General features: G+C 66.7%; 16 protein-coding genes. 7 read left to right on the top strand and 9 right to left on the bottom strand.

The features are described from left to right. Position 1 precedes the first annotated feature (1 nt). Positions 2-913 carry a UTP--glucose-1-phosphate uridylyltransferase gene (locus C1A30_RS32025; protein ID WP_101952219.1) on the bottom strand — a complete coding sequence of 304 codons (912 nt, stop codon included), beginning with the start codon at positions 911-913 and terminating at the stop codon, positions 2-4. An 84-nt stretch (positions 914-997) separates the two neighbouring features. On the opposite strand from C1A30_RS32025, the gene C1A30_RS32020 reads away from it, so the two are divergent. The 3 genes from C1A30_RS32020 to C1A30_RS32010 all read left to right on the top strand — a co-directional run bounded on the left by C1A30_RS32020 (position 998) and on the right by C1A30_RS32010 (position 2,725). Then, positions 998-1,594, top strand: a complete 597-nt coding sequence (locus C1A30_RS32020; protein WP_101952218.1) for a 5-formyltetrahydrofolate cyclo-ligase — start codon at positions 998-1,000, stop codon at positions 1,592-1,594. 92 nt (positions 1,595-1,686) lie between these two features. Continuing rightward, entirely contained in the window at positions 1,687-2,016 is a 330-nt protein-coding gene (locus C1A30_RS32015) for an FmdB family zinc ribbon protein (RefSeq protein ID WP_101952217.1), read from the top strand. A gap of 67 nt (positions 2,017-2,083) precedes the next feature. After that, on the top strand, positions 2,084-2,725 hold the full coding sequence (locus tag C1A30_RS32010) for an SAF domain-containing protein (protein ID WP_101952216.1): 642 nt from the start codon (positions 2,084-2,086) through the stop codon (positions 2,723-2,725). Here C1A30_RS32010 and C1A30_RS32005 read toward each other — a convergent pair. Beyond that, positions 2,719-2,919 (bottom strand): hypothetical protein, encoded by a 201-nt coding sequence (locus C1A30_RS32005; protein ID WP_235010294.1) that lies wholly within the window; start codon positions 2,917-2,919, stop codon positions 2,719-2,721. The two genes, C1A30_RS32010 and C1A30_RS32005, sit on opposite strands and share 7 nt — an antisense overlap. Positions 2,920-3,048: 129 nt before the next feature. Here C1A30_RS32005 and mscL point away from each other — a divergent pair, with 129 nt between their 5' ends. After that, the gene (gene mscL, locus C1A30_RS32000; RefSeq protein WP_101953036.1) at positions 3,049-3,507 is read left to right on the top strand and encodes a large-conductance mechanosensitive channel protein MscL; all 459 of its coding nucleotides are present in this window, start codon (positions 3,049-3,051) and stop codon (positions 3,505-3,507) included. Here the strand turns inward: mscL and C1A30_RS31995 are convergent. From C1A30_RS31995 to rpmF, 7 genes are all read right to left on the bottom strand, one after another. After that, positions 3,504-4,139 (bottom strand): MspA family porin, encoded by a 636-nt coding sequence (locus C1A30_RS31995; protein ID WP_101952214.1) that lies wholly within the window; start codon positions 4,137-4,139, stop codon positions 3,504-3,506. The genes mscL and C1A30_RS31995 overlap by 4 nt on opposite strands. Before the next feature lie 165 nt (positions 4,140-4,304). After that, the gene (locus C1A30_RS31990) at positions 4,305-4,940 is read right to left on the bottom strand and encodes an MspA family porin (RefSeq protein WP_101952213.1); all 636 of its coding nucleotides are present in this window, start codon (positions 4,938-4,940) and stop codon (positions 4,305-4,307) included. Between the two features lie 709 nt (positions 4,941-5,649). Then, positions 5,650-6,144: a molybdenum cofactor biosynthesis protein B gene (locus tag C1A30_RS31985; protein ID WP_067811985.1), complete on the bottom strand. Its 495-nt coding sequence runs from the start codon at positions 6,142-6,144 to the stop codon at positions 5,650-5,652. Positions 6,145-6,224: 80 nt separating this feature from the next. Beyond that, a complete protein-coding gene (locus C1A30_RS31980; protein WP_101952211.1) occupies positions 6,225-7,601 on the bottom strand; it encodes a S1C family serine protease in 1,377 nt (458 codons plus the stop codon). 145 nt (positions 7,602-7,746) lie between these two features. Further along, positions 7,747-9,222 carry a HAMP domain-containing sensor histidine kinase gene (locus tag C1A30_RS31975; protein WP_235010293.1) on the bottom strand — a complete coding sequence of 492 codons (1,476 nt, stop codon included), beginning with the start codon at positions 9,220-9,222 and terminating at the stop codon, positions 7,747-7,749. Then, positions 9,222-9,908 carry a response regulator transcription factor gene (locus tag C1A30_RS31970; protein WP_101952210.1) on the bottom strand — a complete coding sequence of 229 codons (687 nt, stop codon included), beginning with the start codon at positions 9,906-9,908 and terminating at the stop codon, positions 9,222-9,224. The genes C1A30_RS31975 and C1A30_RS31970 overlap by 1 nt, the downstream gene beginning before the upstream one ends. Before the next feature lie 94 nt (positions 9,909-10,002). Continuing rightward, positions 10,003-10,176, bottom strand: a complete 174-nt coding sequence (rpmF, locus tag C1A30_RS31965) for a 50S ribosomal protein L32 (protein ID WP_067811989.1) — start codon at positions 10,174-10,176, stop codon at positions 10,003-10,005. A gap of 202 nt (positions 10,177-10,378) precedes the next feature. On the opposite strand from rpmF, the gene C1A30_RS31960 reads away from it, so the two are divergent. From C1A30_RS31960 to C1A30_RS31950, 3 genes are read left to right on the top strand one after another with little or no spacing between them, the layout of a single operon-like run. Further along, a complete protein-coding gene (locus C1A30_RS31960; RefSeq protein WP_200828578.1) occupies positions 10,379-12,061 on the top strand; it encodes an acyclic terpene utilization AtuA family protein in 1,683 nt (560 codons plus the stop codon). Continuing rightward, positions 12,058-13,218 (top strand): acyl-CoA dehydrogenase family protein, encoded by a 1,161-nt coding sequence (locus C1A30_RS31955; protein WP_101952208.1) that lies wholly within the window; start codon positions 12,058-12,060, stop codon positions 13,216-13,218. Before C1A30_RS31960 ends, C1A30_RS31955 begins: the two co-directional genes overlap by 4 nt. 59 nt (positions 13,219-13,277) lie before the next feature. Next, positions 13,278-14,810, top strand: a complete 1,533-nt coding sequence (locus tag C1A30_RS31950) for an acyl-CoA carboxylase subunit beta (RefSeq protein ID WP_200828577.1) — start codon at positions 13,278-13,280, stop codon at positions 14,808-14,810. The last annotated feature ends 11 nt before the right edge of the window (positions 14,811-14,821 follow it).

Here is a 14,821-nt window from a genome sequence, read left to right as displayed (position 1 = left end):
TCTAGCAGTCGATCAGCCCCAGTCGCTCCACCAACCACCGCCGCAGTTCGGGACCGTAGTCGTCGCGCTTCAACGCAAAGTCAACCGCAGCCTTGAGATAGCCGCCAGGATTTCCGAGGTCGTGTCGAGACCCGCGGTGCACCACCACATGGACCGGATGGCCTTCTCCGATCAACAGCTCGACCGCGTCCGTCAGCTGGATTTCGCCGCCCGCGCCCCGCGGCACGCGCCGCAACGCATCGAAGATCGCCCGGTCCAGCACATAACGTCCGGCCGCGGCGTACAGCGACGGCGCGTCCTCGGCTTTGGGCTTTTCGACCATTCCCTTGACGCGCAACACGTTCGGGTTGTTGGTGTCGGGAACAGGTTCGACGTCGAAGACGCCGTAGGCGCTGATCTCGTCGGGCGCCACCTCGATGGCGCACAGCACCGAGCCGCCGCGTTTGGCGCGCACCTTCGACATGGTCTCCAGCACACCGGTCGGCAACACCAGGTCGTCGGGCAGCAGCACCGCGATCGCGTCTTCGTCGTCGGCCAGGTTCTGCTCGACGCATCCGACGGCGTGGCCGAGGCCCAGCGGCTCGGCCTGCACCACCGATTCGACCTTGATCAGCGCCGGTGCGCGACGCACCTTTTCGAGCATCGACTTCTTGCCGCGGGCCTCCAGCGTGCCCTCGAGAACAAGGTCTTCGACGAAGTGCGCGACGACGCCGTCCTTACCCTCCGAGGTGACGATGATCAGCCGCTCCGCACCGGCCTCCGCGGCTTCGGCAGCCACCAGTTCGATGCCGGGTGTGTCGACGACGGGCAGCAGTTCCTTCGGCACGGTCTTGGTCGCGGGCAGGAATCGCGTCCCAAGACCCGCAGCCGGTACGACTGCGGTGTACGGGATCGGTACCTCAGGCCGTGTCATCGTTCACACCCTAACGCCCTCGTCGTGGATGGGCCGCGAAGCCGTCCGTTAGATCTGTTTTGCGGCGGCTGCGAAAAAGCTGCCATGGTTGTTCCCGTGGCGGGCCCCACCAAATCCGAACTGCGTGCCGAAATCCTGCAGGCGCGCCGCGGCTTGGCACCGCATCTGCACGACGCCGAGGCAGACGCACTGTGTGCGCATATGCGTTCATTCATCACCTCTTCCGTCACGGTCTGCGCATATGTTCCTGTCGGATCCGAACCCGGTTCGGTCGGCATGCTCGATTCGCTGCTGCGACACCAGGTCCGGGTGTTGCTGCCGGTGGCCCGCCACGACGGCGCGGGTGTGCCGATGCCGCTTCAGTGGGGCGAGTACTCCCCCGGCGCGCTGGTGGCCGCGCCATTCGGGTTGCAGGAGCCGGCCGAGCCGTGGCTGGGCGCCGAGGCGATCGGGGTCGCCGAGGTGGTGCTGGTACCGGCGCTGGCCGTGGACCGCAGCGGGGTCCGGTTGGGCCGCGGCGCTGGGTTCTACGACCGTTCGCTGCCGCTGGCCGCAGCGGCGGCGCGGTTGGTGGCCGTTGTCCGCGACGACGAACTCGTCGACCGGTTGCCTGCCGAACCGCACGACGTCCGGATGACGCACGCGCTGACGCCGCACGGCGGCCTGGTCGCACTCGGCTGACGAGTTCGCGCAGGGAATGATCCAGCCCACGTAGCGGTTCTAGCACTTGAGCCGGTAGAGTGCTAAGAAGTTTGACCACCTCGGAGGTTTCTGTGCCCACCTATTCCTATGCGTGTACAGAGTGCGGCGATCGGTTCGACGCAGTGCAGGCGTTCAGCGACAGCGCGCTGACGACTTGCGCCAAGTGCAACGGCCGGCTGCGCAAGCTGTTCGGCAACGTGGGAGTGGTGTTCAAGGGCAGCGGCTTCTACCGCACCGACAGCCGCGAATCGGGCAAGAAGACATCCTCCGGTTCGTCCAACGGCTCCTCGTCGGAGTCCACCAGCTCTTCGTCGTCGTCGTCAGACAAGGCCGGTTCTTCTTCCAACGGTTCGAGCTCCAGCAGCACGAGCGCGGCGCCCGCCGCGGCCGCGTCGAGCTAGCCGAAGTTATCCACAGGCGGGCCGCATGGCCGCGCTGTCAGCGTGTTGGGCCGCCTAGGTTGGCGGCATGGGGGACTCACTCAATCCGTCTGTGCTGAGTCGGCTGCTCGCCGCCAGGCCCGACTGGTCACGCACGCTCGCCGCTCGCCGGGTGGCCGCAGGCGCTCTCGTCGTGCTCGCCGCCGTCATCGCGCTCCGCTCGAACCCCCAGGGTGAACGCGCCGACGTCGTCGTCGCGGCACGTGACCTCGCCTCCGGCGTCGCGCTGACCGCCGATGACGTCAGGATCGAAAACCGTTCTGCCACAATGGTTCCCGACGGTTCGCGGTCGGACGTCGGCGCCGTGGTCGGTGCCACCCTTGCCGGGCCCGCCCGCCGCGGTGAAGTGCTGACCGATGTCCGGGTGCTGGGGCCGCGGTTGGCGGAATCGGTCGCAGGCCCGGACGCGCGTATCGTGCCGCTGCCGCTGGCAGAGAGTGCTGTCCTCGATCTGGTCCGCCCCGGCGACGTGGTGGACGTGCTCGCTGCGGGCTCGGACGCCGACAGCCAGACACAGTTGGTGGCGACGAACGCTGTCGTGGTGGTCGTCTCGGAGAAGCCGAAAGGCGCGGGCGGCGACCGCGTGGTGCTGGTGGCGCTGCCCGGTCACGCCGCCAACAAGGTGGCCGCCGCGACACTGCTGCAGACGGTGACGCTGACCTTTCACTGATGCGGTGCGGGCACCGGCGTGGTCGTCGGCGCGGCGGCGCCGTGCTGGATGGCGTCCATCACCATGTCGGCCAACTCGTCGGACGTCGAGGTGGTCGCCGGCCCCGGCGCGGGCGAGGGTGTGGGTTCGGCACTGGCCGTCCCGATTCCGAGCACCGCGATCCCGACCAGCACAGCCGCCAACACCAAGCGCACGGATCCTCCTGTTTCCCTGCCGGACAGTTCAATCCGCGAAGCTAGCAGCAGAGTGCGTCCGCTGCAGGCCCAACGCGACTAACGTCTGCCCTTGTCAGGTAGCACCGAATGCAGGAGGGATTCGAGCGCATGTTGAAGGGGTTCAAGGAGTTCCTGTCCAGAGGCAACATCGTCGACCTCGCCGTCGCGGTGGTGATCGGTACCGCGTTCACCGCTCTGGTCACGAAGTTCACCGAAAGCATCATCCAACCGCTGATCAACCGAATCGGCGCAGGCGGCGATGCCGACTACGGAATCCTGCGCATCAACATCGGCGGGGGTCAGACGATCGATCTGAACGTTCTGCTGTCAGCTGCCATCAACTTCATCCTCGTCGCCGCTGTCGTCTACTTCCTGGTCGTCGTGCCGTACAACAGGCTGCGCAAGAAGGGCGAGGTCGAGCAGGCGCAGGACACCGAACTCAGCCTGCTCACCGAAATCCGCAACATTCTGGTCGAGACGAACGGCCAGGTCGGCAAGCACGTCAGCGGCCCGGGCACCGGCCCGAGCCCTGACACTGCGAAGACAACCAGCGCCGACAGGAGTTAGTTCATGTTCCAGGGCTCGCCGTAGGTGGTGACGCTGTCGCCGGCCTTGGAGATCAGCCGAGCGAACGGACGCAGCAACACACCACCGGCAGCACCGGTCACAGTGCCGTGCGCGTTGGACACCGCCACCTTGCCGTGCGGACCCGACACGTCCACCGAGAACGTCGCAACCTCCTGGATACCCGGACCGTTGCCCAGGTCAGCCGAGATCGACACACCCGGGAACAGGTTCGGCGTAATCACCGAACCCAGCGGGTTGAACGCCGGGAACAACGACGCGTCGTCGAGCAGGATGTTCGGCGTGGTGTAGCTGAAGTTGATACCCACACCCAGCGACCACGGGAAACCAATCTGGTAACCCAACTCCAAGGTGCCCTCGAACTCGTCAGCACCCGGGCCGGCCACGTTGTACACCGCGCTTCCGGAGTGGAACCACTCGCGAGTCAGCCGGTTGCGGTCCAGGGGGAACACACCATTGAGGAAGGTGTCCCACTGCTGGATCGTCAGCGTCCGATCCTGGCCATCAACCAGGCTCAGCTCGTTGTCCAGACCTGCGTGAGAGGTGCCCGTACTCACGAACAAAGCGGCCAGCGCCGCCACCATCGCGACGAACACCCGACTGATTGCCTTCATCTACTCCCCATCTGTCCAGGCCTGGCGGTTACAACGGGTGATCGCATGTCGTGATGCAACCGTTACAGATGTTGTAGCTGACTTCTCTCGTTACTGTGGTGAAACGACGAAACAGCCCCCGGCGAAATCGCCGGGGGCTGCCTCGTCTACGCCCTGAGCTGGGAGTTAGTTCATGTTCCAGGGCTCGCCGTAGGTGGTGACGCTGTCGCCGGCCTTGGAGATCAGCCGAGCGAACGGACGCAGCAACACACCACCGGCAGCACCGGTCACAGTGCCGTGCGCGTTGGACACCGCCACCTTGCCGTGCGGACCCGACACGTCCACCGAGAACGTCGCAACCTCCTGGATACCCGGACCGTTGCCCAGGTCAGCCGAGATCGACACACCCGGGAACAGGTTCGGCGTAATCACCGAACCCAGCGGGTTGAACGCCGGGAACAACGACGCGTCGTCGAGCAGGATGTTCGGCGTGGTGTAGCTGAAGTTGATACCCACACCCAGCGACCACGGGAAACCAATCTGGTAACCCAACTCCAAGGTGCCCTCGAACTCGTCAGCACCCGGGCCGGCCACGTTGTACACCGCGCTTCCGGAGTGGAACCACTCGCGAGTCAGCCGGTTGCGGTCCAGGGGGAACACACCATTGAGGAAGGTGTCCCACTGCTGGATCGTCAGCGTCCGATCCTGGCCATCAACCAGGCTCAGCTCGTTGTCCAGACCTGCGTGAGAGGTGCCCGTACTCACGAACAAAGCGGCCAGCGCCGCCACCATCGCGACCAGCACCCGACTGATTGCCTTCATGTTCTCCCTAGCTATGTCGACGCCGGACCGGCAAGTCCGCCGTGTTGTTGTCCGTGAGTGGTTCCAACCGCTAAACCACACACGACGCGCGAGTGACATGTGACGCAAATGAGAGACCTCACATGCTGCTCTTACGTTTCGCTCATCGTTGACACGAGGAACATAACGGGGAGGCATCGCCCCGGCAACGCGTGGGGGACATGAACGCAGATCTCGCCAGTCGCCGATGCGGGTTTGCTGTCGCTTCACTGAGGGGTTCCGGGGGCCCCCGGGAGGCGCGTAGTGCCACCGCAGCGAGACAACACGGTCGCAATCGCTGCGCACATGCGCGAAAGCGTGCAGGTGCCGCCGACCACCTGGCATTTTCCGCGCTTAAAGGGAAATCACAGGTCAATCATGGTGAGGCGGAATATTGTCCCGCAACCACTGGTCATGCTCAGCGGCTTCGTCCGGCGAAAAAGTGTTCGCCTCGTCAACGGATAACTCGCGCAACGGATCCCCGAAGATCTTGTTAACTGCATCTCGGGTGCGCTATGAAGGATCAGTCACAATGGCATTCCTGTGTGACGAAGATCACATTCCCGAACGGATGACGATTCACATGCTTGTAACCGCCGGTACGGCGTGGAAATTTGCACGAAGCGTCCCGCCACCGACCACGACGCCGAATGAGCGTCGCGGCAGCGGAACCGCAGTGAGACCAATCTGGTTAGATCTCCAAGCTGGATAGCTGGCCGATGATCTGGACGGCCAACGGATTCAGCGTCGCCATGCCGTCGCGAACGGCGGCGCGGGAGCCCGCGAGGTTAACCACGAGGGTGCTGCCGGAGATGCCGGCAAGCCCACGCGATACGCCGGCATCGACGATGCCGGCCGAAAGGCCCGACGCCCGCAGGGCCTCGGAGATGCCGAGCAGTTCGCGATCCAACAGATCACGAGTCGCCTCAGGGGTGACGTCACGCGGGGTGACACCGGTGCCGCCCACCGACACCACGAGGTCCACGCCCCCGATGACGGCCGTGTTGAGCGCGTTGCGGATCTCCACTTCGTCGGAGGAGACCACCACGACGCCGTCGACCACGAAGCCCGCCTCACCGAGCAGCTCGGTCACCAACGGTCCGCTGTGGTCTTCCTCGCCATGAGCGGTGCGGTCATCGACGACGACAACCAACGCCCGGCCCACCAACTCCCCTGGCTGTTCCATGAGTGCAACCGTATATGCCGGAAGGGACAGCGGCGCGGCCACTCTGAGAGTGGGCGATCCCGTCGGCCCCACCGTGATGCTCACTGCTGCGCCTTACCGAGAGTGACCTGGACGGTCTGCGGCTTACCCGACTGATCCAGGTAGGTCAGCGTGACCTTGTCGCCGGGCGCCTTCGATCGCACGGCTGCCACCAGCGCGTCGGCGCTGCCGATCACCCGGTCGTCCACCTTGGTCACCACGACACCGCTGGGCAGGCCCGCGGCAGCCGCCGCGCCGCCATTGGTGACCTCGACGATCTTCGCGCCGTCCACGGCCGAGTCGTTGCCGACCTGGACGCCCAGTGAGGCGTGCGACGCGGTGCCGTTCTGGATCAGCTCGTCGGCGATCCGCTTGGCCTGGTCGACCGGGATCGCGAAACCAAGCCCGATGGAGCCGCTCTGCCCGCCCTGGTTGCCCGCGTCGGCGCCCAGGGTGGCGATGGCGGAGTTCACGCCGATCAGCTCGCCGTTCATGTTGACCAGCGCGCCGCCGGAGTTACCCGGGTTGATCGCGGCGTCGGTCTGGATGGCGTCGAGCACGGTGTTCTGGTTCTGCGCGTCGCCGCCCGCGGCCACCGGCCGGTTCAGTGCGCTGATGATGCCGGTGGTGACCGTGCCTTCAAGGCCGAGCGGCGAACCGACGGCAACCACATCCTGGCCGACCCGCAGATTTGCCGACGAACCGAGCGTGATCGGCGTCAGATTCGACGCATCCTTGGCGCGCACCACCGCGATGTCACTGCTCGGGTCGGTGCCGACCACCGTGAACATGGTGGTGCGGCCGTCGGCGAAGGTGACCTTCGTCTGCGCGCCCGCCGGGCCGCCGCTGGGACCGCCGAGGCCAGGGGGCAGCGGTGGTGCGCCGGGGCCGGTCTGGGCGGCGGCGACGACGTGGTTGTTGGTCAGGATCAGGCCGTCCGAGGACAGGATGATGCCGGAACCCTCCTCGGACTGCCTGCCGAGATCGACTTCGAGCTTGACGACGCTGGGCACCACCTTGGCCGCCACCTGCTCGACCGAGCCTGCGGGCAGGCTGGCCGCGGGCACGCTGGGCGCAGCGCCGGTGACACTCGAGGCCGCCGACGGGCGGTCCGGCTGTGCCAGCAACGCGACGCCGCCGCCGATGCCGGCGGAGACGATCGCGACGGCGATCGCTCCCGCGGTCAAAGCTCCTGCGCGCGAACGCTTTTGGGGTGGCTGCGGCATCGACATGGTGGAGGACTGCGGCGCGCCGCGGTACGGGTCGTAGTGCGTGCGGAACTGCTGCTGCGTCGCGTAGCGCCAGTCATACGGCTGCTGGGGCTGCTGATACGGACCGGGCCGGTGTGCACCGGGGTATCCGGGCGCCGCGTGCTGCTCATGGCCGCCCTGGCGGTGTCCCGGCTGTGGCGGAGGCGAGTACCTCGGGTGGTTCGTCATGTGGCTGCGGTGCTCTTCCTGGAGTAGGTTCCGACATCTTTAGCAACGACACATACAGGCTCAGGGTGCCCAGTTGGGCTGAGAATCCACTTAGAGAACTTTCGGGACATGCCCAGACTTCCCCCCGTTGTACAACGCGTGCCCATCAAGCATTCTCGGCGCTGACCACCGGTTGGTCGGCATCGATGGGGTGTGTCGCGGGAAGCGGCCGACCGGGCAGCACCACGTGGATCGACGTGCCCGGCGGTTGGCCACCGGGCACCGTGTCCTCGACCCGCAGCGAGCCGCCGTGTTTGACGACAACCTGTTTCACGATCGCCAACCCGAGGCCCGAACCCGGCATCGCCCGCGCCGACGTCGAGCGGTAGAACCGCTCGAACACCAGCCGCCTCTCCTGCGGCGGTATGCCAGGCCCGAAGTCCGACACCACCAACTCGGCGTGCACCGGGTCGATCTGCGTGAGCCGGACCACGACCCGTCCACCGGGTGGGCTCCACTTCGCGGCGTTGTCGAGCAGGTTGAGCACGGCGCGGGCCAGACCGCCGCCGTCGCCGTAGACCTGCCACCCGATGGCGGAGACGTCGAACTCAATGTCGTTGCGGCGCCGCCGAACTCGCTCCAGCGAGCGGTCCACCACCTCGGACATGTCGACGGGCTCGTGGACCACCGCGCCCGCCTCGTCGCGGGTCAGGTCCACCAGGTCGCCCACCAGCGTGGACAACTCCTCGATCTGCGCGATCACGTCGGCGCGCAGCTCGGCCATCTCCTCCTCGGGCAGCCGCGGCGCGCCGGGGGCCATCGACGCCATCAGCAATTCGACGTTGGTGCGCAACGACGTCAACGGGGTGCGCAGCTCATGGCCCGCATCGGTGACCAACCGGGCCTGCCGCTCGCGGGACTCGGCCAGCGCGCGCAACATCATGTTGAAAGCCTCTGTGAGGCGGGCAAGCTCGTCGCTGCCGAACACCGGGATGGGCCGCAGATCGTCGGTCCTGGCCACCCGTTCGGCGGCCTCGGTCAGCCTGGCCACCGGTCTGAGCCCGGCGCGGGCCACCGCCCCACCGGCCATCGCGGCCACCACCACGCCGAGGCCTCCGACGATCAGCAACACCGTGCCCAGTCGCTTGAGCACCTGGCTGGTGGGCGCCAGGCTCTTGGAGATCAACAGCGAACTGCCGTTGGTCAGGTGCAGCGCCAACACCCGCTGATGGTTGACGGTCCGCAGCGACATCAGCAATTCGCCTTGTACGACGTCTTTCTCGGGCTCGCCGAGCGGCAGCGTCTGCCCCTCCTGGTTGGCCGTGTAGATCGACCGGCCCGGATTGACCAGCATCGCGTTGACGTCCGAGTACGCGGTGCCCTCGATGGCCTTACCGGGGTCGGCGGCCAGTGAGCCGCTTTCGATCAGCAGCCGTGCCCGGCTGTGCAACTGGTTGTCGATGTCGTCGTAGAGCGCACGGGAGACCACCGCGTAGACCGCGACCGCCATCAGCACCACGACCATTGCCACCATCGACATCGCGAGCAGCATGACGCGCCAACGCAGCGACAACGAGCTGGCCGTGGCAACTGGCGGCCGCGACTTCACGCGCGGCCTGAACCCGAACTTCTGGGCTGACATCAGGGCGGTGTTTCACGCAACACGTAACCCACCCCGCGCACGGTGTGGATCAGTCGCGGCTCTCCTTCGGCTTCGGTCTTGCGGCGCAGATACCCGACGTACACCTCGAGGGCATTGCCGGACGTCGGGAAGTCGAATCCCCAGACCTCCTCGAGGATGCGGCTACGGGTGAGCACCCGGCGCGGATTGGCGATCAGCATCTCCAGCAACGCGAACTCGGTGCGGGTCAGGCTGATCGGCCGGTCGCCACGGGTGACTTCGCGCGTCACCGGGTCCAGGGACAGATCCGAGAAGGTCAGCGCGGGCGACTCCGCACCGTCGTCGGGCGTGGTCCTGCGCAGCAGCGCGCGCATCCGCGCCAGCAGTTCCTCCAGCGCGAACGGCTTGGGCAGATAGTCGTCGGCGCCCGCGTCGAGGCCTGCGACGCGTTCGGAGACCGAATCGCGAGCGGTGAGCACCAGGATCGGCAGGTCGTCGCCGGTGCTGCGAAGCTGACGGCACACCTCGAGGCCGTCCAGCCTCGGCATCATCACGTCGAGGACGAGGGCGTCGGGCCGGTCGTTGGCGATCGCGTCCAGGGCTTCGCGGCCGTCCTGGGCCAATTCCACCGAATATCCGTTGAACGAAAGCGACCGGCGCAGAGATTCGCGCACAGCGCGATCATCGTCGACGACAAGTATGCGCACAGCCACAGTGTCTATCTATCACCTGAGACTGGCCTGAGAGGCGCGCCGCGGAGCCGGCTTGACCGGCGACATTGCGCCGGGCGCGCGTCCACAGTTAGCGGCGGTCGAGGTCGATCAGGCCGAGGCGGGCGGCCTTGAGCAGGCGCCGCGGCACCTTGTGCTGCTGACCGGCGACGGTCACGTTGACCAGTTCGGGACGCTTGGCTTTCCACTGCGCGCGCCGGCTACGGGTGTTCGCGCGCGACATCCTGCGCTTGGGCACAGCCATGATCGAGCTCTCCTTTATAAGGGGTACAAAGTGCGCGCCACGCATGATCCGGCGTCGCAATTGCTCTTCAGGATAGCCGGTGAGCTGCATAGGCTCCAAAACAGGGAACGCCTTGACGCGAAACCGGAGGTACCGTCTAACCTACCGGTTGGTTGGGTCGATGACGACGACGGGAGAGCGCGTGGCCTCATCGCTGAATGCGGTGCGCATCGGCAACTGCTCGGGGTTCTACGGCGACCGGCTTGCCGCCATGCGCGAGATGCTCACGGGCGGCGATCTCGATTACCTGACCGGCGACTATCTCGCCGAGCTGACCATGCTGATCCTGGCCCGCGACCGGGCCCGCTCACCCGAGCGCGGCTACGCCAAAACCTTCCTGATCCAGCTCGAGGACTGCCTCGGGCTGGCACTCGACAAGGGCGTGCGGATCGTCGCCAATGCGGGCGGGCTGAACCCCGCCGGGTTGGCCACCGCGGTGCGGGCACTGGCCGAGCGACTCGGTCTGACGGTCAACGTGGCGCACGTCGAGGGCGACGACCTGGTGGGGCGCGCCGAGGAGTTGGGGTTCGGGTCGGTGTTGGCGGCCAACGCCTATCTCGGCGCCTGGGGCATCGCCGACTGCCTACGCGACGGCGCCGACGTGGTGGTGACCGGCCGCGTCACCGATGCGTCGGTGATCGTCGGGCCCGCCGCAGCCCACTTCGGTTGGGAACCCTCGAACTACGACGCACTTGCAGGCGCGGTGGCCGCAGGCCACGTCATCGAATGCGGCGCGCAGGCCACCGGCGGAAATTACGCCTTCTTCACCGAACTCGCCGACCTGACCCATCCCGGTTTTCCCTTGGCGGAGATCCATGCCGACGGCTCGTCGGTGATCACCAAGCATCCCGGCACCGGCGGCGCGGTGACGGTGGGCACGGTGACGGCCCAGTTGCTGTACGAGATCGGCGGTGCGCGTTACGCGAATCCCGATGTGACGTTGCGGGTGGACACCATCGAACTGTCCGACGACGGACCCGACCGGGTGCGGATCAGCGGGGTAAAGGGCGAGCCGCCACCACCGACGCTGAAGGTGTCGCTGAACAGCATCGGCGGATTCCGCAACGAGATGGCGTTGGTGTTGACCGGGTTGGACATCGAGGCCAAGGCCGACCTGGTGCGCAGGCAACTGGAAACCAGCCTGACGGTCAAGCCCGCCGAGATGGAGTGGACACTGGCGCGCACCGATCACGCCGACGCCGACACCGAAGAGACGGCCAGCGCGCTACTGCGGTGCGTCGTCCGCGACCCCGACCCCAAGACTGTCGGACGCCAATTCTCTTCCGCAGCAGTCGAACTCGCGCTGGCCAGCTATCCGGGATTCACCAGCACCGCACCGCCGGGCGACGGTCAGGTGTACGGGGTGTTCACCCCGGGATACGTCGACGCCACCGAGGTGCCGCACGTCGCCGTGCACGCCGACGGCACCCGGGTGGACATCACCGCGCCCACCCAGACGCTGGAGCTTGCGCCGGTACCGCCGTTCGCGCTCCCCGAGCCGTTGCCGTTCGGCGAGACGCGCCGGGTGCCGCTCGGTCGGATCGCAGGCGCGCGCAGCGGCGACAAAGGCGGCTCCGCGAATGTCGGGGTGTGGGTCCGCCGCGAGCAGCACTGGCGGTGGCTGGCGCATACGTTGACCGTCGAGAAGCTGCGCGAATTGCTCCCTGAGACAGCGGATCTGCCCGTCACCCGCCATGTGCTGCCCAACCTGTGGGCCGTGAACTTTGTCATCGACGGTCTGCTCGGGCAGGGCGTCGCCTATCAGGCGCGGTTCGACCCGCAGGCCAAAGGCCTCGGCGAGTGGCTGCGCAGCCGAACCATCGACATCCCGGAGAATATTCTATGAGCATTCGGAACACCCCTGAGCGCGAGCAGTTGCGAAAGACGGTGCGCGGCTTCGCCGAACGCGAAGTCCTCCCGCACGTCGACGAGTGGGAGCGGTCGGGCGAACTGCCGCGCGAGTTGCATCGCAAGGCGGGTGACCTCGGGTTGCTCGGCGCCGGGCAGCCGGAAGCGGTGGGCGGTGCGGGCGGCGACGGCGCCGACGCCGTGATCATCTGCGAGGAAATGCATTACGCCGGTTCACCGGGCGGGGTGTTCGCCTCGCTGTTCACCTGCGGGATCGCGGTGCCGCACATGATCGCCTCCGGCGACCAGCGGTTGATTGACACATACGTGCGGCCGACGTTGCGGGGCGAGCTGATCGGCAGCCTGGCCATCACCGAGCCCGGCGGCGGTTCCGACGTCGGCCACCTCACCACGCGGGCCGTCCGCGACGGGGACGACTACATCATCAACGGCGCCAAGACCTACATCACCTCGGGTGTGCGCGCCGACTACGTCGTGACCGCCGCCCGCACCGGCGGCCCAGGCGCCGCAGGGGTTTCGTTGATCGTCGTGGATAAAGACGGACTGGGATCCTCACCTGGTCTGCAAGTCAGCCGCAAGCTCGACAAGATGGGCTGGCGGTCGTCTGACACCGCCGAGTTGTCCTACACCGACGTTCGGGTGCCTGCGGCGAACCTGGTCGGCGCCGAGAACACCGGTTTCCTCCAGATCGCCTCGGCGTTCGTGTCCGAGCGCGTCGGCCTTGCCGCGCAGGCCTATTCGAGCGCACAGCGGTGCCTCGACCTGACCGTCGAGTGGTGCCGCAACCGGGAAACCTTCGGCAAGCCGTTGATCTCGCGGCAATCGGTGCAGAACACTCTCTCCGAGATGGCCAGGCGCATCGACGTGGCACGGGTGTACACCCACCATGTCGTCGAGCGCCAACTGGCGGGCGAGACGAACCTGATCGCCGAGGTGTGTTTCGCGAAGAACACCGCCGTCGAGGCGGGCGAGTGGGTGGCGAACCAGGCGGTGCAGTTGTTCGGCGGCATGGGCTACATGACCGAGTCCGAGGTCGAACGGCAGTATCGCGACATGCGCATCATCGGCATCGGTGGGGGCACCACCGAGATCCTCACTTCGCTGGCCGCGAAGATGCTGGGCTACCAGTCGTGACCGCACTGCGTTCCACCCTCGACGCCGCCTCACCCGGTTACACCGAAGCGGCGGAAGCGATGACGGCCAAGCTCGCCGAACTCGACGCCGAGCACGCCAAGGCGCTTGCGGGTGGCGGCGAGAAATACGTCAAGCGTCATCACGACCGCGGCAAGATGACCGCTCGCGAGCGCATCGAGATGCTGCTCGATCCCGATTCGCCGTTCCTCGAACTGAGCCCGTTGGCCGGCTACGGCAGCCAATTCGCCGTCGGGGCAAGCGTCGTCACGGGCATCGGCGCGGTGGAGGGTGTCGAGTGCGTGCTCGTCGCGAACGACCCGACCGTCAAGGGCGGCACCAGCAATCAGTGGACCTTGAAAAAGATGTTGCGGGCCAACCAGATTGCGCGGGAGAACCGGTTACCGCTGATCTCCCTGGTGGAGTCGGGTGGTGCTGATCTGCCCACCCAGAAGGAGATCTTCATCCCCGGCGGGCAAGGCTTCCGCGACCTGACCCGGTTGTCGGCTGCGGGCATCCCGACCATCGCGTTGGTGTTCGGCAATTCCACGGCGGGCGGTGCGTACATCCCCGGCATGTCCGACCACGTCGTGATGATCAAGGAGCGCTCGAAGGTGTTCCTGGCCGGCCCACCGCTGGTGAAGATGGCCACCGGTGAGGAGTCCGACGACGAGTCGCTCGGCGGCGCCGAAATGCACGCGCGCACTTCTGGTCTGGCCGACTACTTCGCTGTCGACGAACTCGACGCCATCCGGATCGGCCGCCGCATCGTCGCCCGGTTGAACTGGCGCAAACAGGGCCCGGCGCCGAGACCGTTCACCGAGCCGTTGTTCGACGCCGAAGAGCTGATCGGCATCGTCCCGTCGGACCTGCGCATCCCGTTCGATCCGCGCGACGTGATCGCCCGCATCGTCGACGGTTCGGAGTTCGACGAGTTCAAGGCGCTCTACGGGTCGTCACTGGTGACAGGTTGGGCCACGCTGTACGGCTATCCGATCGGCATCCTGGCCAACCACCGGGGTGTGCTGTTTTCCGAGGAGTCGCAGAAGGCCACCCAGTTCATCGAGCTCGCCAACCGATCCGACACGCCACTGCTGTTCCTGCACAACACCACCGGCTACATGGTGGGTAAGCAGTACGAGGAAGGCGGGATGATCAAGCACGGCTCGATGATGATCAACGCCGTGTCGAACTCGACAGTCCCGCACATCTCGCTGCTGATCGGCGCCTCCTACGGCGCGGGTCATTACGGCATGTGCGGACGGGCCTACGATCCGCGCTTCCTGTTCGCGTGGCCGAGCGCGAAATCCGCGGTGATGGGCGGCGCGCAACTGGCCGGCGTGCTGTCGATCGTCAGCCGCGCGGCCGCCGAGGCCCGCGGCCAACAGGTCGACGAGCAAGCGGACGCCGCGATGCGGGCCGCCGTCGAAGGCCAGATCGAAGCCGAGTCACTGCCGATGGTGTTGTCCGGCATGCTCTACGACGACGGCGTCGTCGACCCGCGCGACACCCGCACCGTGCTCGGAATGTGCCTGTCCGCCATCGCCAATGGCCCGATCAAGGGGACGTCGAACTTCGGCGTCTTCCGGATGTGAGCCCGCATGGC

Origin of the sequence: Mycobacterium sp. 3519A, from assembly GCF_900240945.1 — a bacterium.
Taxonomy (GTDB): Bacteria; Actinomycetota; Actinomycetes; order Mycobacteriales; family Mycobacteriaceae; genus Mycobacterium.
Note: the sequence above shows the minus strand (reverse complement) of the source record. Positions and strands in the feature narration are given on the sequence as shown.

Coding starts and splice junctions, on each gene's coding strand:
- C1A30_RS32025 (WP_101952219.1), bottom strand. CDS start 913: ATGACACGGCCTGAGGTACCGATCCCGTACACCGCAGTCGTACCGGCT.
- C1A30_RS32020 (WP_101952218.1), top strand. CDS start 998: ATGGTTGTTCCCGTGGCGGGCCCCACCAAATCCGAACTGCGTGCCGAA.
- C1A30_RS32010 (WP_101952216.1), top strand. CDS start 2,084: ATGGGGGACTCACTCAATCCGTCTGTGCTGAGTCGGCTGCTCGCCGCC.
- mscL (WP_101953036.1), top strand. CDS start 3,049: ATGTTGAAGGGGTTCAAGGAGTTCCTGTCCAGAGGCAACATCGTCGAC.
- C1A30_RS31995 (WP_101952214.1), bottom strand. CDS start 4,139: ATGAAGGCAATCAGTCGGGTGTTCGTCGCGATGGTGGCGGCGCTGGCC.
- C1A30_RS31990 (WP_101952213.1), bottom strand. CDS start 4,940: ATGAAGGCAATCAGTCGGGTGCTGGTCGCGATGGTGGCGGCGCTGGCC.
- C1A30_RS31985 (WP_067811985.1), bottom strand. CDS start 6,144: ATGGAACAGCCAGGGGAGTTGGTGGGCCGGGCGTTGGTTGTCGTCGTC.
- C1A30_RS31980 (WP_101952211.1), bottom strand. CDS start 7,601: ATGACGAACCACCCGAGGTACTCGCCTCCGCCACAGCCGGGACACCGC.
- C1A30_RS31975 (WP_235010293.1), bottom strand. CDS start 9,222: ATGTCAGCCCAGAAGTTCGGGTTCAGGCCGCGCGTGAAGTCGCGGCCG.
- rpmF (WP_067811989.1), bottom strand. CDS start 10,176: ATGGCTGTGCCCAAGCGCAGGATGTCGCGCGCGAACACCCGTAGCCGG.
- C1A30_RS31955 (WP_101952208.1), top strand. CDS start 12,058: ATGAGCATTCGGAACACCCCTGAGCGCGAGCAGTTGCGAAAGACGGTG.
- C1A30_RS31950 (WP_200828577.1), top strand. CDS start 13,278: ATGACGGCCAAGCTCGCCGAACTCGACGCCGAGCACGCCAAGGCGCTT.